This window comes from Shewanella sp. UCD-FRSSP16_17 (assembly GCF_001675935.1).
GTDB lineage: Bacteria > Pseudomonadota > Gammaproteobacteria > Enterobacterales > Shewanellaceae > Shewanella > Shewanella japonica.
In genome coordinates, this window is sequence record NZ_LZFV01000024.1 from 475,061 (window position 1) to 494,351 (window position 19,291).

Consider the following 19,291-nt stretch of genomic DNA (forward strand, 5'->3'; position numbering starts at 1 on the left):
TTCAATAGCGGATTTAGCTCACAAATTTATTTAATATGTGGTATCTGAATTTTAAAGGTTACAAGTAATGGCTGGATCCTCAAATCAGGTTATAACAATTAAACGAGGCCTTGATGTGCCTATCGCGGGGGAACCGCAACAAGTCATCGAATCAATAAAAGCGACGTCGAGAGTAGCAATTCTTGGTGAAGAGTACGTTGGTTTAAAACCGACTATGCTGGTTGAAGAAGGGGATATGGTCAAAAAAGGCCAGGTACTTTTTGAAGACAAAAAAACACCAGGAGTAAAGTTCACAGCACCAGCAAGTGGTGAAGTCATCAGCATTAATCGCGGTGAAAAACGCGTATTATTATCTGTTGTTATTCGCTGTGAAGGCGACGAGTCGGTGAGTTTTGACATTGCTGATGATGTGCTGGCTTTATCTCGGGATAAGGTAAAGAGTAATCTCGTCAATAGCGGTTTGTGGACTGCACTTCGCACCCGTCCTTTTTCACGTATACCTGCCCTTGATGCAACTCCGAGTGCAATTTTTGTCACTGCGATGGATACCAATCCATTAGCGGCGGATCCTCGCATTGTGATTGCAGAGCATGAGGAAGCATTCAGTCAAGGCTTACAAGTACTGTCTCGGTTAACTGATGGCAAAGTCATACTCTGTCATGATGAAGGCGCGAGTTTACCCGGCAGTGATGCTCAGCAAGTAGATTCACACCAGTTTGGTGGGGTACATCCTGCAGGTCTTGTGGGCACGCATATTCATTTTCTTCATCCTGTAAACATTGAAAATGTGGTTTGGCATATTGGTTACCAAGATGTCATTGCGTTTGGCAAACTATTTCAAACTGGTGAGTTATTCAACGAACGTGTTGTCGCGTTAGCGGGCCCCAATGTGTTAAACCCACGATTGATTCGTACCCAGCTTGGTGCCGATTTAGGTGAAATGGTAGAGAAAGAAATCAAAGATATTCAGTCTCGAGTCGTGTCGGGATCTGTGCTCTCTGGTCATACTGCTGTAGGGGTTTATAACTACTTAGGTCGTTATCACACCCAAGTTAGCGTGTTAACTGAAAATGCTCGCCATGAGCTTTTGCCGTGGGTGAGACGCAATAAAGAAAAGTTCTCCCTTACTGGCATTATGATGTCGGGTTTTAGCCGCACGAAAAAGCTATTCGATTTCACCACTCATGCGGGGGGCTCACCACGGGCAATGATGGCGTTTGGCCAATTAGCACGTGTGATGCCTTTGGATATTTTACCTACCTTACTCGTCAGAGATTTAGTGGTTCGTGATACTGATGAAGCTCAGCTATTAGGCGCATTAGAATTAGACGAAGAAGACTTAGCGTTATGCACTTTTGTTTGTCCCGGAAAGTATGACTTCGGTAAAGAGTTACGTGCTTGCTTGGATATTATCGAGAGGGAAGGTTAATGGGTCAGCAACAAAATAAACCGGGTAAGCAAGAGCAGTATTACGCTCACGGGCACTCGATGAAAAGCTATTTGCGCTCTTTATGGATTGCACGTGGCCGAAGCACCAAGGGTAAAGTACATGTACGTGATGCTATTGACGTCAAACGTACTATGCACATTGTGGGTATGTGTTTACTGCCTGTGCTGCTTTTTGGCATGTACAACTTAGGGCTTCAAGCTCAAATCGCCATAGCAGCAGGTGCTACTCAACCTGATAGTTGGCAATTAGTTATTTTTAATGCGGTTTTTGGACCACTGACAAGTGAATCAGGCTTACTGAGTTTGTTTGCTTATGGTGCCAGCTACTATGTACCAATTTATCTCGCCACATTAATCGTTTGCTTATTTTGGGAAGTGATTTTTGCCAAAATGCGTAAGCAAGAACTTCACGAAGGCTTTTTCATCACAGCCTTGTTGTTCTCGATTATTGTGCCAGTCTCAACACCGTTGTGGATTATTGCTATTGGCGTGTGTTTTGGGGTGATTGTCGCGAAAGAGATGTTTGGCGGCATGGGGTATAACTTCTTAAATCCTGCCTTAGCGGGTTACGCCTTTATTTATTTTGCATATCCGACAGAAGTGGCTGCAATTAGTCAGTTTGTCGCGGTAGACGGCTTCGCTGGCGCTACTACATTAACCGAAGCTGCAGCGAGTCGCGCTAACCTATACGCTGATGTCAGTTGGTTAGGTGCGCTGTCAGATCCTAAATGGATGGATGCCTTTTTAGGCTTTACTCCTGGTTCGATTGGGGAAACAAGCACCTTAGCCATTTTGATTGGTGGTGGCGTGTTATTACTGACTCGTGTTGCAGATTGGCGAGTGGTCGCTGGTGTGTTGTTAGGTATGATTGCCACGGCGATTTTATTCAATCTTGTTGGCCCTAGCAAAAACTCTATCGCTGCAATGCCGTGGACATGGCACCTTGTGACAGGTGGCTTTGCCTTAGGCATGATGTTTATGGCAACGGACCCTGTGACCGCTTCATACACGCGCAATGCCAAATATGCCTACGGCGCATTAATTGGTTTTATGACTGTGCTGATACGAGTACTAAACGTAAAACTTCCTGAAGGCATTATGTTAGCGATTTTGTTTGCGAATTTATGGGCACCGCTATTCGATTATCTGGTGGCTCAAGCCAACATTAAACGGAGACTAAAACGTCATGGCCTTTAAGAAAGATACTGTCGCAGGCACGATGATATTTATCATCAGTTTGAGTTTAGTGTGTTCGTTTATGATTACCGGGACCGCTGAAATTCTCAAAGAACGTAAGTTGGCCAAAAAACGAGATGAAATACAGCAATTTGTGTTGCGCGCAGCCAATGTTGATATTAGTAATGGCGATTTTCGTGAACTCTTTGCCGAGCGAGTGACACCTAAGATGGTGAATCTGGAATCAGGTGAATATGTCGCACAAGAAAACCTACTTGATTTCGATGACCGCATGGCGGCAATCAATCCTGATAGTTCATCTAAGCCTAAAAAAGATACCGCCAAGATTAAGACTCGTGCGGATAACATTCGAATTTTTGAAGTTCGAGATGAATCAGGCAGCTTATCGAGCGTCGTTATGCCTATATATGGCAAAGGTTTATGGTCGATGATTTATGGCTATTTAGCAGTCAAGCCTGACTTGAATACGGTTGAAAATATCATTTTCTACGAACATGGTGAAACACCTGGTATTGCTGACTTTGTTACCGATCCACAATGGACTGACTTATGGAAAGGCAAACAGCTATTTGATGAACAAGGCAAGATTGCTATTAAAGTCGTCAAAGGTGGCGCTAAAGAAGGTGACATTCATGGGGTTGATGGCGTGAGTGGAGCGACTCGAACTGGTGTCGGTATACAGCGCGCGGTTGAGTTTTGGTTTGGAGTAGAAGGTTTTCAAACCTTTCTTAAGCAGTTTGCTCAAGCGGAGGCTAAGTCATGAGTAGTGCTATTTCTACTAAGCAGATTTTAACATCGCCTATTTTTGCTAATAACCCTGTTGCGATGCAAGTATTGGGTGTCTGTTCTGCTCTAGCTGTCAGTAACTCTATGCAAACGGCATTAGTGATGACGCTTGCGGTGACATTTGTATTGGTGTCATCTAACTTAATCATTTCTACCATTCGCAACTTTATCCCAAACAGTGTGCGGATCATTGCGCAGATGACTGTGATTGCTTCTTTGGTCATCATTGTCGACATGGTACTTCAAGATGTGGCATACGAGTTGTCTAAGCAGTTATCTGTTTTTGTCAGCTTGATTATCACTAACTGTATCATCATGGGACGTGCTGAAGCATTTGCGATGAAGTACCCACCGCATCTCGCCTTGGTTGATGCCCTCGGTAATGCTATGGGATATGGCGTTATCTTACTGGGTGTCGCATTTGTTCGTGAACTGTTGGGGCGTGGGACCTTATTTGGTCATGAAATATTTACCACCATTGAAAACGATGGTTGGTATTTGGCAAATGAAATGTTCACCTTACCGCCTAGCGCATTCTTTTTGATCGGCGTGATGATTTGGGCCATCAATGTTGTGCAGCGTAAGAGAGGGTAATGGCAATGGAACATTATATTAATTTATTTATTCAAGCTGCGTTTATCGACAATATGGCGCTGTCTTTTTTCTTAGGTATGTGTACGTTTCTTGCTGTATCTAAGAAAGTGTCGACTTCTTTCGGTTTAGGGATTGCCGTTATCGTGGTGATGATGCTGGCTGTGCCGTTAAACCAGGTCATATACGTTAACGTACTTGCGCCAGGTGCATTAGCTTGGGCTGGCTTTCCTGAGTTAAACCTTAGTTACTTACAGTTGATTACCTTTATTGGGGTTATTGCAGCGTTAGTACAAATTTTGGAAATGTTTTTAGAGCGCTATATTCCAACCTTGTACCAGTCTCTGGGGATTTTCTTACCACTTTTAACAGTAAACTGTGCCATTTTTGCTGGGGTAATTTTTATGGCGAACCGCGATTACAACTTAGTTGAATCTATGGTGTTTGCTGGTGGTAGTGCTGTGGGCTGGGCCATGGCGATTATCTTGTTAGCGGGCTTACGTGAGCGGATGAAATTCCATGCGATTCCACTTGGCTTACAGGGTATCGGTATTACCTTTATTACCACTGGATTAATGGCGCTAGGCTTTATGTCATTTGCTGGTATCACGCTGTAATGCTGGCAAAAAAGATAGTGACAAAAGTGAACTCGAATTCTCTGAGTAATGACACATTGTTGAGAAGGTACATTTAATGGAAATGGCAATCGGCATAGGCATGTTTACCATTGTGGTAAGTTTGCTGGTAATGGTAATTTTATTCGCTAAAAGTAAGTTAGTTAACACTGGCGATGTCACCATTGGGATTAATGGTGAGGCTGATAAGAGTGTTCGCACTCCAGCTGGTGACAAATTGTTAGGCGCCCTTGCTGGACAGAATATTTTTATTCCGTCTGCATGCGGCGGTGGTGGCACATGTGGCCAATGTCGTGTGACAGTTAAGTCTGGTGGCGGAGATATTCTGGCTACTGAACTTGACCACATAACGAAAAAAGAAGCAAAAGAAGGTTGTCGTTTAGCTTGTCAGGTTGCTGTGCGAACTGACATGGAACTAGAAGTAGACGAAGAGATATTTGGTGTTAAAAAGTGGCAATGTGAAGTCGTCTCAAACAATAACCAAGCCACCTTTATTAAAGAGTTACTGTTAAAGGTACCTGAAGGTGAAGAGGTTCACTTTAAAGCTGGAGGCTACATTCAAATTGAAGCACCAGCTCACGAAGTGAAATATGCTGATTTCGATATACCTGATCAATATCGAGATGACTGGGAGCGTTTTGATCTATTTAGCTTAGTATCAAAAGTCGATGAAGATGTTTTACGTGCGTATTCAATGGCCAACTACCCTGATGAAAAGGGAACCATTATGTTGAACGTACGTATTGCTACTCCACCTACAAATGATTTACCACCTGGACAAATGTCTTCGTACATTTTTAATCTCAAAGCGGGTGATAAAGTCACGATTTCAGGACCATTTGGTGAATTCTTTGTTAAAGAGACCGATGCTGAAATGGTGTTTATTGGTGGTGGTGCAGGTATGGCACCCATGCGTTCACATATCTTTGATCAGCTTAAAAGTAAGCAGACCAAACGTAAGATGTCATTCTGGTATGGTGCACGTTCTGCGAGAGAAATTTTCTATCAAGATGATTTTGATACATTAGCAGCTGAAAATGAAAACTTTGAATGGCATGTCGCACTGTCAGATCCTTTACCGGAAGATAATTGGCAAGGTTACACAGGCTTTATTCATACAGTGCTGCTTGAGAATTACCTTAAAGACCACAAAGCCCCAGAAGATTGTGAATTCTATATGTGTGGCCCTCCAATCATGAACTCTTCTGTCATTAACATGCTAGAAAGTTTAGGTGTTGAAGAAGAAAATATTCTACTTGATGACTTTGGTGATTAACCATTAAGTTACAAAGTAAAATCAAAAGCTGAAACTGAGATTTCAGCTTTTTTATATCTCATACTTGGCTGCAAGTGATAATTATGTCTAATGGGTAACACCGGATTTGCTTAAGCTTCTTATTTAAGCCTTTCAGCTAAGCCTTTCATTTAAGTTCTTCAGTACAGCTTTTCAAGACAGCTTTTCAATATAGCTCCTTGATATAACCTCTCGATATAGCTTTTCGGTTGAGTCCCTTGAATGAGTTTTTTGCGTGAGTTTCTCGCATGATTTTTTTGCATGAGTTTTTTGCGTGAGTTTCTGGTATAGGTCTGTTGATTCAATTGTCGGTTTGAAAGCCACTACAAAATGGTTTTTAACGACATGCTATTTAATAGCGTATCAGAGAGTAAATTAACGACGTAGTGAAGAGGCTACAAAGCGTGGTTGGTAAAAAGCTCAGCACGTACTTGTACACATAAAAAAGCGCTTCTGAGGGAGTGGCAGAAGCGCTTACAGTAACGATTTATTGTAATCGTATTACTTTGGCTTATTAACCTAGTGGAATAATGCCATCAACTTTAATAACCAGTGAACATGCACCTACTTTTGTCCAATCAACATCTGATGGAGTAAAGTCTTCGCCAGCACCTAGACCAGGAACTTCAGTGACCCAATCAAAGCCTTTAAGTGCAGTACGCTCGTAATCAATTGTACCTAAGATACGTGCACCCATGTTGCGCTCAAATTTGGCTGAAAGCATCGGAGAGTATTCATAGTAAGCTAAACGAGTTTCACCTTCAGTGACAGCGTTATAACAAGTATTGTTTTTACCGATACTCATTGAAACATAATAGTTTCCATCGTCTTCAAGCTTCATACCGTAGCCGAAAATCGCCACGTTTGGTGTTTCTACCATTTCAGCTGTTTCATCATCAGTAAACTTGTTTACTGTAGTGACTAATTTAGCGCCCATTTGGTTTTTGATTGCGCTTAATTGGTATTCTTTACCATCGTTCGGGAACATGTCTGCCATGTATTCACGGTTCTGAAGGCCACAAGCTGTTTTCAGTGTTTTAGCACCAGTTCCATCTGACACTTCTTTCCACTCGTAGTTGTAAATGCTGCCATTTAAGCGTTGAGCTAGGTAATCGGCATTTAAGAATGAGCCAGTGCCGTAGTAGAACGAACCTGATGCACCTGTTTTACCATCGACTAATGTGTCATCTGGCTCAGGTTGTGGGAACGTTGGATCTTGTGGATCGCCTGGATCTACCGGCGGCGTTTCATCATGTGGATTATCATGACAGTTACTACAAGTACCGTAATCGCCATGTGGAACATTAGCAGGGTCGCTACCTTCATAGTTATGGCAGCTCATACAGTCATCAGATGCCATTGCAGAAGCGAATGCCGCTACAAGTGGCTCTTCATCTGCAGGTGCATTTGGGTCGATATAATCAAAGTTAACGCCTTCTTCAGCACATTGGTGTGCAAAAGTAGAAATATAACCAACGGCCTTAGTTTGTAATTCATCCGCTTTAGTCACTAAGTTAGCATTGTCTTCTACTAAAGAATCATTTGCTGCTGTTAGTTCTGTATTTTTAGTATTTAGCTCAGCGTTTTGAGCTTCTAATTGCTCAATTTGGTTTTCAAGACCTGACGTATCAGTGTCATCATCACTACACGCGGTTAGGCCAAGCATAGCGATACAAAGAACGCTTAATTTAAAAGTTTTTTTCATCGTTTTTCCCCTATTAATAGTTTGATAACTATTCTTTTATATATTTTTTAAAGCTCTCAGAATGGTGAGTAATCAACTTGCCAAACTTATCCTCAATGATCATGATTGGGATTTGGTGTTCATTGGCGATAGCCAATGATTCTTCGACAGAGAGCACCATAAATGCTGTTGCTAATGCATCTGCTGTCATAGAATATTTTTCAATTACTGTGGCTGAAACCACAGTGTGAGCAACGGGTCTACCTGAGCGTGGATCAATTAAATGAGAGAAGTGGTGGCCGTTTTTCTCGAAGTACTTACGGTAATCTCCCGAGGTGGCGACGGCTGCATCTCCTGGATTAATAATTTCCATTTGCCCCGTTGAGTAAGCAAAAGGTTTATCGATTCCGACTTTCCAAGCTTGTTGCTCAGCGTTAAGTCCTTTTATTCGTAATTCACCACCGATATCGACAAGGTAATTGTGAATACCATTCAGCTCCATTACATCGGCAACAACATCGACTCCAAAGCCTTTGGCAATTGAAGACAGATCAATCTCTAAGCCATCAATTGTTTTTGTCAGTTGATTGTTTTCGATTTTAATATGTTGGATCCCAACGTATTGCTTGGCATTGTCGATGGCTTTTTGAGTCGGGACTTCGGTTGCTTTACCGTCTGGCCCAAACCCCCATAAATTAACTAATGGCGCAACAGTTACGTCCAATGTATGGTTTGTTAATTCAGCAATGCGCAGTGCCTCTGTCATGACGTATTTCATGTCTCGACTGATAGTGATAGGCGTATTTTTAGGAGTTTGGTTAATTTGGCTGATTTCAGAATCTTCACGCCAAGTAGACATTGATTGATTGACGTTTTCGAGACGAGTTTCTATTTGTGCTCGAATGTTTGCCATATGAGCAGGTGTGATTTTTTCTGCTGTCCAAGAGACTTTATATTTATTGCCCATGGTTTTTCCATGAACAGTTCTCATCTCTTGAGCATTAACTTGTGTGATTAAAATGCTATATAAAAATAGCCCAAAGATTGTTTTTAAAGTACTTGAATTCATATTCATAACAAGTTTTTTGTAAATAATAACTTTTGTTTTATTAGAATATGAGACAGTCATTTTTATGTAAATTTATACACAGAAAATCCTTTTTTTGATGTTTAAATTTGCGCTTTGCATCATTCTGTTATGTGGTTTTTTGATCTAGGTCTATGTTTTATAGTGTTAAATTAGTAAAGGGTGCTATATGCCTTACCATGTTCGTTTTTTATATCGTTTAGGTATAAAAATTCAAAGCAAACAATATTTAATCTATTAAAAACTGCTCTTAATGTGATGTAGGTATAAATTTTATTGTTTTTATTTAAACCAATGAAAAATGTTGCAATATAAAATGAATTTCAAAAAATGAAATGGTCTTTTTTGATATTTAGAATTGTTAATAATTAATACAGAGGCATTTGAAAGTAGATTCTTTTTGAAAGGAAAAAATATAGATGACTGTTTCAACTCGCGTTTTATTATCGTTGAGGGTTGCTATTTTAACGTTATTCTAAAGGGTGATTCTTGGAATAAAGAAATTTGCTTATTTAGCTTATTAGTCATTTAGCCAGTAAATAAATAGCCTATTAGGCAAACGGGGGGAGGTGATGCTGGGGACTAACCCAGCATTAGGCATGTATTAGTGCATTTTTGAACATTGATTAAGGGGTTAGATCAACACCTGATTAAGCACGCGTTGCCAGTTGCCTCCTAAAAAGCGGTCACGATCGCTAGATTTATAGCGAGCTTTAGCTAAGGCATCATCAATTCGACTCATTCTGTCTATATGGTTCAGTTCCGGTATCACGACGTGCTGAGGCAGGTTCTCAAAACCCAAGACATTTTTTGCTGCTAAACTTTGCCACCATTCGTGGTATTGCTTTACACCTTCTTCGTTATTGTTATCTAACGCTAACAGGTTTTCTTGACCTCGCAGCGGATAATCATTGGCAATCGCAACAGCGTTCACCCCGCCGATTCTGGCAACTCTATCTAATTGACGTACATAATCATCAATTGTGGGCACAGGATCGTTGGTTAGCCAAAAGCTCATCATAAATACCCCAAATACGCCGCCAGTATCTGCAATGGCTCTGATAACCTCATCAGGTGAACAGCGGGCGTTATTTACAATAGAGCGCACAGCGCCGTGACTTTGTACTATGGGCACTTGGCTCGCTTTGGCTGTATCTAACGCTGTTTGCGGACTGGAATGACTAACATCAATAAGAATATTACGCTGGTTGAGTGCACTAATGAGCTGTTTACCGTCATCAGTTAGCGGTTTGTTTAACCCTTGGTTGCCGTCATTATCTAATGCGCCGCCCGCAAAGCGATTTCCGTAATGGTGGGTTAATTGTAATACCCGTAATCCGTGCTGATGAAACTCATTCAAGCGTTGCCACTGCTGACCTTCACCTGAAAAGTTATCATCTTCAACACAATCGGCACCTTGTATTTGAAAGTAAACCGCAGTGCGTTGTTCAGCCCTGGCGCTAGCAATATCACGCCCACTGAGACCCTGTAATAAAATATCTGGATTGTCTATTACCCGTTGCTGAGCTTCTTTAATGCTGGCAATGCAGGCTTTGTAACTGCGTTTATAGTTTGTGGTGCCATCGGGCTGAGTAATCGCTTCAATATCAGAAATATCACAAATGTACGCATCTAGTTTTGATGCGCGCACATCATCAAGGTTATCAGGAAGAAAACTAAGTCCATCGATATAAAGGCGCTTATTTGATTGCGCAAGTACAGAAGAGCTGTAAAGCGGGCAGAGAAGACTGGCGGCGGCAATGCCCTTGAGAAGTTGTCGTCGGCTTTGGTTACAAGCGCTTGTTGTCATGTGGTTTCCTTTTTAGACGCTTGTAATCATGTGAAGCTGATTATGTTGCGGCAAATTGCTTTATAGCATTGGCTAAGGCGGTGACGCCATTGGTACGCGACGGGCTTAATTGGCCACTTAGCCCTAAATGTGAAAAATAACGCTCTAAATCAAATGAAGTAATTTCAGCTGAGGTTTTTCCGTGAGTCGCATCGAGCAGTATAGCAATAAGACCCTTAACTATACGTGAATCGCTGTCAGCACAAAAAAAGTGTTTATCTGCATCTTGATAGTGATATAGCCAAGCTTGGCTTTCACATCCTTTCACTTGAGCAGTTTCTACTTTAAACGTTTCATTTAATGGAGCAAGTACCTTACCTACCAGCATAATTTGGCGATATTTATCTTGCCAGTTTGTTGCCTGTTGTATGGCGAGAACAGCCTGAGAAACCTTGTCATCTAATGGTATAAAACAGCTTTTATCTGGCGTATCAACGAGTATGTTTTCTGATGCTGCGTGATTCAAAATAGGCCTCAATGGGAATGACTAAATACTATTAGGGTTAAGCTGTAAAGGTTTAAGCGAGTTAAGGTTAAGTTATAACAGTAATTCTTTAACTTTACGAAGTGCATCGATAAATAGGTCAATATCTTGCTTATTATTGTATAAACCAATGGATGCACGACAACAGCCTTTAAGGTTTAGGTGCTGCATTAATGGCATGGCGCAATGGTGGCCGCACCGAACGGCAATACCTTGCTGATCGAGTAATATGCCCACATCTTGATGATGCTCACCAGTAAGGTTAAAAGCGACAACTCCAACATTATTAGGACCAGCGCCATAGAGACTTATGTCACCCAACTGAGCCAGTTGTTGCTGTAAGTAGTGCAGTAAAGTTTGCTCATGTTGCTCAACCAAATCACTGGGTAAGTCACTCATAAAGCTAATTGCAGCGCCTAAACCGATGACGGCAGAAATAGCTGGGGTGCCAGCTTCTAATTTGTTAGGCAAACTACCAAATTCCGTACCGTTAAAGCTGACCGTTTTGATCATTTCGCCACCCGTTAACATCGGGGTTAAGGTATCTAATATCTGGTAGCGACCATAGAGGATGCCAACCCCTGTTGGACCATACATTTTATGGCCTGAAAATACATAAAAATCACAACCAATTTGTTGAACATCAATAGCAAAGTGAGCGATGGCTTGCGCGCCATCAACTAAGGTGATGGCACCTGCTTGTTTGGCTTTTTGAGTTAATTCTATGATCGGGTTAACTGTGCCTAATGCATTAGTCACATGGGTTAGGGCGACTAGTTTGGGTGCTAATGACAGCAACTGCTCATACGCATCAACATCGATCGTTAAATCATCATTGAGTGGAATTGGTTTAATGATGGCGCCAGTTTGCTTTGTCAGTTGTTGCCACGGGACAATATTGGCATGATGGGCGGCTGTATCGACCAAGATAATATCGTCTTTATCAAATTGTGCCGTTAATCCATGCGCCACCATATTGATTGACTCAGTAGTTCCATGAGTAAAGATGATTTCATCGACTCGATTGCTATTGATAAACCCTTGTACTTGGCTACGTACTGCCTCATAGTCGCGCGTTGCTCGAGCTGATAATTGATGAGCCGCGCGGTGAACATTGGCATTATTTAGTTGATAATACTGATTCACTGCATTGATGACGGAGTGAGGCTTTTGGCTCGTCGCCGCAGTATCTAGATAACATAACGGTTGCCCATCAATCTGTTGAAACAGGGTGGGAAATTGGGCTCTAATCGCATCATGTTCAAAAGCTTTCGTCATTGCAAACTCACTTTATTAACGCCAACCTTAAATAACACGCGCGGATTCAAGCATTGTCGATAAATAGAAATTGGGCTAAGCCCTAAATAGAAACGCCACGATCTTCATAGAAAGTGGCGCTTATTGCAAGTCTAGCATGAACGATTAAGCAGTTTATTAAGGGCAAGGCATTCGGTAGCGTAAAGACAATTCATCAATTCTTGCCAATAATTCAGGGCTAAGGGTTACATCAAGACTGTCGATGTTTTCTTTAAGCTGATCTAGCGTTGTTGCGCCAATAATATTAGAGGCAACAAAGCGTCGACTATTTACAAAAGCCAGTGACATTTGTGTTGGACTTAGATTGAACTCTCGAGCTAACTCAATATAAGCTTGGGTTGCTTCAAGTGCCATTGGGGTGGCATTGTAGCGAGCAAATCGCTTGAACAAGGTCAGCCTGGCTTTTTCTGGCCACTGGTTATTTTCATATTTACCGGTTAGCGCACCAAAAGCGAGTGGTGAATATGCCAGTAAAGGCAGCTCTTCTCGGTGACTAATTTCAGACATTCCTACTTCAAAACTACGATTCAGTAAATTATAAGGATTTTGCACGCTAACGATTCGAGGTAAGTCGTGTTTCTCTGCAAGGCGAAGGTATTGCATCAGCCCCCAAGGCGTCTCATTTGATACTCCGATATAACGCACTTTTCCTTGGCGAACGACTTCAGCTAACGCTTCTAATGTTTCAAGAATGGGCGTTTGATGTTCTTCTTCATCATGGTTATATAAAAGCTCGCCGAAATAGTTACAATTTCTATCTGGCCAATGTACTTGATACAAATCAATCGTATCTATCTGTAATCGCTCAAGCGATGCATCAACTGCTTGATGGATATTTACCCAATCTAACGCCATATTAGGTCGGATAAAGTCGCTTTTAACACCTGCTGCAGACACTTTTGTGGCAATCACTAGGTTATCGCGGTTACCACGCTGAGATAAATATTGGCCAATAATCCGCTCAGTTTCGCCTTGAGATTCAGCTTTTGGCGGAACGGGATACATTTCGGCAGTATCAATAAAGTTAATACCGCGACTTAGGGCGTAATCGAGTTGTTCAAAAGCATCTTGTTGTGAGTTCTGTTCTCCCCAGGTCATAGTGCCCAGGCAAATTTTACTGACATCAAGACTGGTATGAGGAATGCGTTGATATTCCATTTATTTCTCCTATGGAATGCAGTTACTTTGAAGTTATCAAGCTTTTGCGTTAAACAAAAGCTTGATATTCCGTTAGCAAATTAACTGTTGAATATCTCGGCATTTATAAAGGGGGCCATTGCTAAAATAATGGCTTGGGTATAAATACTTTCTCGTGTTGCTAACCCTTGTGTTAGCAGACCAATTGCACCACCTTTTTGCTTGATGTTGTCAGTATTAAATAAACGATCCATCACATGGCCAAGCTCTTCACCTTGTTGTAATGATTGATAAACTTGAGCTGGTAATGGCAGTAGTGCACTGCGACCAATTGATATTTGCTGCTGATGAATGATGGCCATATAGGCAAAGGTGGCAGGGCCGTGATCAAAATGATCAACCCCGCCTTCCATAGCGATGTAAAAGTCAGCTTTTGTTTCTGCCATTGCGTTTGCTAAGTCTTCAGACTGGCAAAATTGAACACGATTAATTGCCCCCTGTTTTGTTTCTTGCTCTGTCATGGGTTGATCTGCGACAAGAGAGGGAGCATGTTTGCCAATGCAATGTATTTGGTGATGGGGGAAATATTGGCTGAAGGCGACTTTGGCGGCATTCACTTTTACTGGATTTTTAGAACCAACAATAATGGTCATTTGTGCAATTGTTTGCTCGGCAATTGATTTTTTATCATGCAGAGGTTGCGTTTCAAGCTGAGTAGGATTTGACATAGTTTTATATTCAATTAGTTATTTTAGTAACGGCATAAGCTACACTGATGCGCATTAAGTATCTTACGCTATTTTACAGAGAGTCATCATGGCAAAGAAGTTTTATGTTGTCTGGTCAGGTCGAGAGACAGGTATTTTTACCAGTTGGGATTACACCAAGAAGTTGGTGGATAAGTTTCCTCAAGCCAAATACAAGTCGTTTCCCACTGAGGCGCAAGCTAAAGCGGCATTTGCTGGTGCGGCATCTAGTAGCATTGGTAAACCTACTGTCAAAAAAGCGGGTGTGAAGCCTTCAACTTCAAATGCCAGTAAAGTTGAGTCAATCAAAACAACTGACATCAATTTAACCAGCCATGATGTCATGGTGTTTACTGATGGCGGTTGCGAGCCAAACCCTGGTAAGGCGGGTTCAGGAATGGCGGTTTATCGCCAAGGTGAAGTGAGTGAGCTTTGGTATGGGTTATTTAATCCTAATGGCACTAACAATAGTGCGGAACTAAATGCCTTGTATCAAGCGTTATTGGTGGCTGAAAAAGCCTTAAACGATAAGCAAACCGTCAAGATATTGAGTGACTCGCAATATTCCATTAATTGTATTACCAACTGGGCCTATGGTTGGAAAGCCAAAGGTTGGAAGCGAAAAGTTGCTGGTGATATTGCTAACCTTGAAGTGATACAACAAGCACACGAATTATATGACGCAATTAAAGGCCAGATTGATATTGCTCATGTGGCTGCTCATATCGGTATTGAAGGTAATGAACTGGCTGATCGCATGTCGATTTACGCTATCGATCAAAAAAATACTGAATTTAGCCAATATGATGAACCTATCAATTTAACTGAGATTCTGGCTCTTAGGACAGGGTAGTCGTCATTTCCTTTCTTTGAGAGATGATAGTTGAGGCATTATGTTAAGCATGGCAATCGTTATATGGGTTATTGATTGTATGACCTAAGCCGTGCTTGTGTGTGAGCTGCTGGTTTATTAGGTGTTATTGTATTAGATGTTTTGTTGAGCAATTTATCTTAAAGTGTTACCAGTTAGAATAACTGATCGTACCAGTTGCGTGCTTTGCTCTCAAATAGCGTTAAATTTTTTGTGAGTCGGGGTAAAAAATGACCTAGATCATATTTCACAATTTAGAATTCTATATTCTCCGCTGTGAAATTAGATACCTAATAGGGTCATTATTATGCAAAGAGATTCAATCAATGCGCAGGACGTTGCAGTTTCAGCTCACGATGAGCAAACTTCAGTAAAAGGCTGGACACGCCAAGATACGACTTGGATGCTTAGCTTGTTTGGTACCGCGGTTGGCGCAGGCATTTTATTTTTGCCTATCAATGCAGGTATGGGTGGATTTTGGCCGTTAGTGTTAATGGCGATTATCATTGGCCCAATGACGTACCTTGCTCATCGTGGTTTATCTCGTTTTGTATGTTCTTCTAAAAATCCAGGTAGCGATATCACCCAAGTGGTTGAAGAACATTTCGGTGTGAGTGCAGGTAAAGCCATCACAGTGCTTTATTTCTTTGCTATTTTCCCTATTGTGCTTATTTATGGTGTTGGCATTACCAACACTGTTGATAGTTTTATTGTTAATCAACTTGGCTTTGCTTCACCTCCACGAATTCTTTTATCTGCAGTGTTAATTATTGGCATGATGTCAGTGATGGTTGCGGGTGAAAAATTCATGCTAAAAGTGACTCAGTTTTTGGTTTACCCGTTAGTTGCTATTTTAGCTTTCATGTCATTTTACCTGATGCCAGATTGGAAGATGGACGCACTGCAAGTTGTGCCTTCTACCGGTGAGTTCTTGGGGACTGTGTGGCTAACGATTCCTGTATTAGTGTTTGCATTTAACCATTCTCCTGCTATTTCACAGTTCTCTGTTTCATTGAAACGTGAGCATGGCAATAACGCCTCGAAAAAAGCGGATGTGATTTTACGTAACACCTCCATGATGCTGGTTGGCTTCGTGATGTTATTTGTATTCTCGTGCGTATTGTCTTTAAGCCCTGCTCAATTAGCTGAAGCAAAAGATCAAAACTTAGCGATTCTGTCTTACCTTGCTAACGTTCACTCAAGCGGATTTGTTAGTTATTTTGGTCCTATTATTGCGTTCATTGCGATTATTTCTTCATTCTTTGGTCATTACTTAGGGGCAACTGAAGGTTTAAAAGGCATGATCACTAAGCAACTTCGTAGTAGCAATAAAGAAGTATCAGACGCCAAACTCAACAAATTTATTCTTGGCTTTATGTTTTTCAGTATTTGGATTGTTGCGGTTATTAACCCAAGTATTCTTGGCATGATTGAAGCGTTGGGCGGCCCTATTATTGCGGCGATTTTATACCTAATGCCAATGTATGCCGTTTATAAAGTTCCTGCATTAAAAGCTTACCGTGGCCGCATCAGTAATGTGTTTGTTGTGATTGCAGGTTTATTGGCAATGACAGCCATTTTATTCGGCCTAATGAGCTAACACTCTGATAGTTAAGGCTGTTGTGTAGCATGGTTAGAGGAACAATAACGGTTCCTCTTTCTTACGGTTTTTAGTTTGCTGATAGGGTCAGTAAACGTTGAGGCAAATTATATGTTTAGTGCATTTGAAATCTTTAAGATTGGTATTGGTCCGTCGAGTTCACATACCGTTGGGCCGATGAAAGCGGCAAATTGTTTTATTGATGACTTGATTGAGCAAGGCAAGCTAACTCAAATTACTAAATTCACGGTTGATGTATACGGATCATTATCATTAACGGGTAAAGGTCATCATACTGATATTGCGATCATCATGGGATTGGCGGGTAATGAACCTGAAACGGTTGATATTGATAGTATTGAGCCTTTTATTGCCCAAGTTGAGAAAACCCAAGAAATCATTATAGGTGATGCGATTCACCATGTTGATTTTCCTCGTGATGCCTTGATTTTCCATCGCTCAACCTTACCATTGCACGAAAATGGCATGACGTTACATGCTTGGATTGGCGATGAGTGTGTTTATTCCAATACTTATTACTCTATCGGCGGTGGTTTCATCGTTGAGGAAAGTGAGTTTACTCAAAGTCATTCCAGTGGCGTTAAGGTGCCTTATCACTTTAATTATGCTGATGAGCTAGTGGCACACTGCAAAGATTCAGGTTTAAGCATCAGCGGATTAATGAAGCAAAACGAGCTGTGCTTCCGTTCAGAAGAAGCTATGTATAGTGGGTTTAATCTTGTATGGAAAACCATGCAAGATGCGATTGTAAAAGGTTGTCATACAGAAGGCGTGCTATCTGGCCCATTAAAAGTGTCGCGTCGTGCGCCAGCCTTACACCGTGAATTACTTCGCTGTGAGCGAACCAGTACCGATCCTATGGAAATCATTGATTGGGTCAATTTATTTGCGTTGGCTGTGAGTGAAGAAAATGCTGCTGGTGGTCGTGTTGTGACCTCGCCAACCAATGGTGCAGCAGGGATTATTCCTGCGGTGTTGGCCTACTATGACAAATTCATACAGAAGGTCGGTGAAAAAGAATGTAGCCGTTACTTTTTAGCCGCAGCTGCTGTGGGATCGCTATACAAACGGAATGCTTCGATATCGGGGGCGGAAGTTGGCTGTCAGGGTGAAGTGGGTGTTGCTTGTTCTATGGCAGCTGCGGGTTTAGCTGAGTTAATGGGCGGTTCACCTGCGCAAGTTTGTATGGCTGCTGAAATTGGTATGGAACATAACTTAGGCTTAACTTGCGATCCCGTAGCGGGCCAAGTTCAAGTCCCTTGTATTGAACGAAATGCAATCGCATCGGTGAAAGCGATTAATTCGTCACGTATGGCATTACGTCGTAATTCTGAACCAAGAGTGAGCTTAGATAAAGTGATTGCGACTATGTATGAAACAGGTAAAGACATGCATGTGAAATATCGTGAAACCAGCCAAGGTGGTCTTGCAATAAAAGTCACCAATTTGTGTGCTTAATCGGGTTTGATTAAAAGGCTTTCTTACGAAAGCCTTTTTTGTATTTTGTACACATTGACAACAGCGTGTTGAGAACCCTACTCTTCAGCACCTTCTGCAATCTCTTCATACATCAGATAATGGCTTTGCTCCATACCTAGTGATTGATAGGTTTTTTGGGCAATGTGGTTGTCGTGCTCAACATACAATCTAAAACTCGCAGCGCCGCCTATTTCCTCAGCAAGTGATTTTACAGCTTGATAAAGCTTGGCATAAATTCCTTGGCGGCGATTTTGCGGGCGAATATACACACTTTGGATCCAGCAGTAGTTAGTTGCGCGCCAATCACTCCATTCAAGGGTAACCATTAACGATCCCGCTATTTGACCATCAACTTCAGCGACAAGATAAAAGCCTTTTTCTGGGCTATTAAGCATCGTGCTCACGCCTTTTGTAAGACGTTCATTATCTAATGTGAGGTTTTCGGTTTCCAATGCCATCGCTTGGTTAAAATCAACTAATGCTGCTAAATCTGATGCTTGGCCTTTTCTTATTATCATTGTCCTTCCTATATCGGGAATCGTAAAAATGTTGCTGATTTTTTATTCGACTAAAGTCTAAGCTGCTATGCTTATTATTCAATGTGACAGTGCAAGAGGTTGTGATGATAAAGTCAAAATATCAATTCAGAGTTTACCGATATATCAAACATCCCAGTCGAATTAATCGAGTCAAAAATCCTTGTCATAGTGTTTATCCTACTACAGTCAATGGGGCTGCACAGCCCAATATTAATCATCCGTTACACTTCCTGCTAACCTTAGCCACTTTAGGGTTATGGGCAATGGTGTGGTGGTGGCTGATTTTAAAGTCGAGAGGCAAGGAGTCAAACTGGCTTGCTGGTTTTGATGATGACTATTGGAGTTATTTAATCGAACGGGAATGTCCCCCTGCAGCTTTGTATCCTGTCAAAATCGGCAATAAAGAAACGACATTTATATTTGAAGCCTAATAGTGAATTTTGAATAGAAGCTCAGGGTAAACTGACCTAGATCATCTATTAAACCTAAATAGGTATGCTAGTATGCGGCGCCGAATTTTGTCGG

Annotated in this window: 18 protein-coding genes; 10 read left to right on the plus strand and 8 right to left on the minus strand. The window is 41.5% G+C overall.

The window, feature by feature from the left end; all coding sequences use genetic code 11:
• Positions 1 to 67: 67 nt before the first annotated feature.
• The 6 genes from A9267_RS13570 to nqrF all read left to right on the plus strand — a co-directional run bounded on the left by A9267_RS13570 (position 68) and on the right by nqrF (position 5,934).
• Entirely contained in the window at positions 68 to 1,429 is a 1,362-nt protein-coding gene (locus A9267_RS13570; protein WP_065109529.1) for a Na(+)-translocating NADH-quinone reductase subunit A, read from the plus strand.
• Complete coding sequence (locus tag A9267_RS13575; RefSeq protein ID WP_065109530.1) at positions 1,429 to 2,646, plus strand: NADH:ubiquinone reductase (Na(+)-transporting) subunit B; 1,218 nt, start codon at positions 1,429 to 1,431, stop codon at positions 2,644 to 2,646. The genes A9267_RS13570 and A9267_RS13575 overlap by 1 nt, the downstream gene beginning before the upstream one ends.
• Positions 2,636 to 3,409: a Na(+)-translocating NADH-quinone reductase subunit C gene (locus tag A9267_RS13580; protein ID WP_065109531.1), complete on the plus strand. Its 774-nt coding sequence runs from the start codon at positions 2,636 to 2,638 to the stop codon at positions 3,407 to 3,409. The genes A9267_RS13575 and A9267_RS13580 overlap by 11 nt, the downstream gene beginning before the upstream one ends.
• Positions 3,406 to 4,026: an NADH:ubiquinone reductase (Na(+)-transporting) subunit D gene (locus tag A9267_RS13585; RefSeq protein WP_065109532.1), complete on the plus strand. Its 621-nt coding sequence runs from the start codon at positions 3,406 to 3,408 to the stop codon at positions 4,024 to 4,026. The genes A9267_RS13580 and A9267_RS13585 overlap by 4 nt, the downstream gene beginning before the upstream one ends.
• Before the next feature lie 5 nt (positions 4,027 to 4,031).
• A complete protein-coding gene (gene nqrE, locus A9267_RS13590) occupies positions 4,032 to 4,640 on the plus strand; it encodes an NADH:ubiquinone reductase (Na(+)-transporting) subunit E (protein ID WP_055025195.1) in 609 nt (202 codons plus the stop codon).
• 76 nt (positions 4,641 to 4,716) lie between these two features.
• Positions 4,717 to 5,934: an NADH:ubiquinone reductase (Na(+)-transporting) subunit F gene (gene nqrF / locus A9267_RS13595; protein ID WP_065109533.1), complete on the plus strand. Its 1,218-nt coding sequence runs from the start codon at positions 4,717 to 4,719 to the stop codon at positions 5,932 to 5,934.
• Positions 5,935 to 6,466: 532 nt separating this feature from the next.
• Here the strand turns inward: nqrF and A9267_RS13600 are convergent.
• The 7 genes from A9267_RS13600 to yjjX form a co-directional block, all read right to left on the minus strand.
• Positions 6,467 to 7,657 (minus strand): hypothetical protein, encoded by a 1,191-nt coding sequence (locus A9267_RS13600; RefSeq protein ID WP_065109534.1) that lies wholly within the window; start codon positions 7,655 to 7,657, stop codon positions 6,467 to 6,469.
• A 28-nt stretch (positions 7,658 to 7,685) separates the two neighbouring features.
• Positions 7,686 to 8,603 (minus strand): FAD:protein FMN transferase, encoded by a 918-nt coding sequence (locus A9267_RS13605; protein WP_197495537.1) that lies wholly within the window; start codon positions 8,601 to 8,603, stop codon positions 7,686 to 7,688.
• A gap of 754 nt (positions 8,604 to 9,357) precedes the next feature.
• Positions 9,358 to 10,533 carry a membrane dipeptidase gene (locus A9267_RS13610; protein WP_065109535.1) on the minus strand — a complete coding sequence of 392 codons (1,176 nt, stop codon included), beginning with the start codon at positions 10,531 to 10,533 and terminating at the stop codon, positions 9,358 to 9,360.
• Positions 10,534 to 10,573: 40 nt separating this feature from the next.
• On the minus strand, positions 10,574 to 10,981 hold the full coding sequence (locus A9267_RS13615; protein WP_231919134.1) for a SufE family protein: 408 nt from the start codon (positions 10,979 to 10,981) through the stop codon (positions 10,574 to 10,576).
• A gap of 129 nt (positions 10,982 to 11,110) precedes the next feature.
• Positions 11,111 to 12,334 (minus strand): cysteine desulfurase, encoded by a 1,224-nt coding sequence (locus A9267_RS13620; RefSeq protein ID WP_065109536.1) that lies wholly within the window; start codon positions 12,332 to 12,334, stop codon positions 11,111 to 11,113.
• Between the two features lie 156 nt (positions 12,335 to 12,490).
• The gene (locus A9267_RS13625) at positions 12,491 to 13,531 is read right to left on the minus strand and encodes an NADP(H)-dependent aldo-keto reductase (protein ID WP_065109537.1); all 1,041 of its coding nucleotides are present in this window, start codon (positions 13,529 to 13,531) and stop codon (positions 12,491 to 12,493) included.
• An 80-nt stretch (positions 13,532 to 13,611) separates the two neighbouring features.
• Positions 13,612 to 14,163 (minus strand): inosine/xanthosine triphosphatase, encoded by a 552-nt coding sequence (gene yjjX, locus A9267_RS13630; RefSeq protein ID WP_443018798.1) that lies wholly within the window; start codon positions 14,161 to 14,163, stop codon positions 13,612 to 13,614.
• Positions 14,164 to 14,326: 163 nt separating this feature from the next.
• Between yjjX and A9267_RS13635 the strand changes: the two genes are divergently transcribed.
• The 3 genes from A9267_RS13635 (at position 14,327) to A9267_RS13645 (ending at position 18,206) form a co-directional block, all read left to right on the plus strand.
• Positions 14,327 to 15,109 (plus strand): ribonuclease H family protein, encoded by a 783-nt coding sequence (locus A9267_RS13635; protein WP_065109539.1) that lies wholly within the window; start codon positions 14,327 to 14,329, stop codon positions 15,107 to 15,109.
• 325 nt (positions 15,110 to 15,434) lie between these two features.
• Positions 15,435 to 16,727: a serine/threonine transporter gene (locus A9267_RS13640; protein WP_055025148.1), complete on the plus strand. Its 1,293-nt coding sequence runs from the start codon at positions 15,435 to 15,437 to the stop codon at positions 16,725 to 16,727.
• A 111-nt stretch (positions 16,728 to 16,838) separates the two neighbouring features.
• Positions 16,839 to 18,206 (plus strand): L-serine ammonia-lyase, encoded by a 1,368-nt coding sequence (locus A9267_RS13645; RefSeq protein WP_065109540.1) that lies wholly within the window; start codon positions 16,839 to 16,841, stop codon positions 18,204 to 18,206.
• A 77-nt stretch (positions 18,207 to 18,283) separates the two neighbouring features.
• Here the strand turns inward: A9267_RS13645 and A9267_RS13650 are convergent, their stop codons facing one another.
• A complete protein-coding gene (locus tag A9267_RS13650; RefSeq protein ID WP_055025150.1) occupies positions 18,284 to 18,745 on the minus strand; it encodes a GNAT family N-acetyltransferase in 462 nt (153 codons plus the stop codon).
• A gap of 104 nt (positions 18,746 to 18,849) precedes the next feature.
• Here A9267_RS13650 and A9267_RS13655 point away from each other — a divergent pair, with 104 nt between their 5' ends.
• Positions 18,850 to 19,197, plus strand: coding sequence for a hypothetical protein (locus A9267_RS13655; protein WP_065109541.1), 348 nt, complete (start codon positions 18,850 to 18,852; stop codon positions 19,195 to 19,197).
• The last annotated feature ends 94 nt before the right edge of the window (positions 19,198 to 19,291 follow it).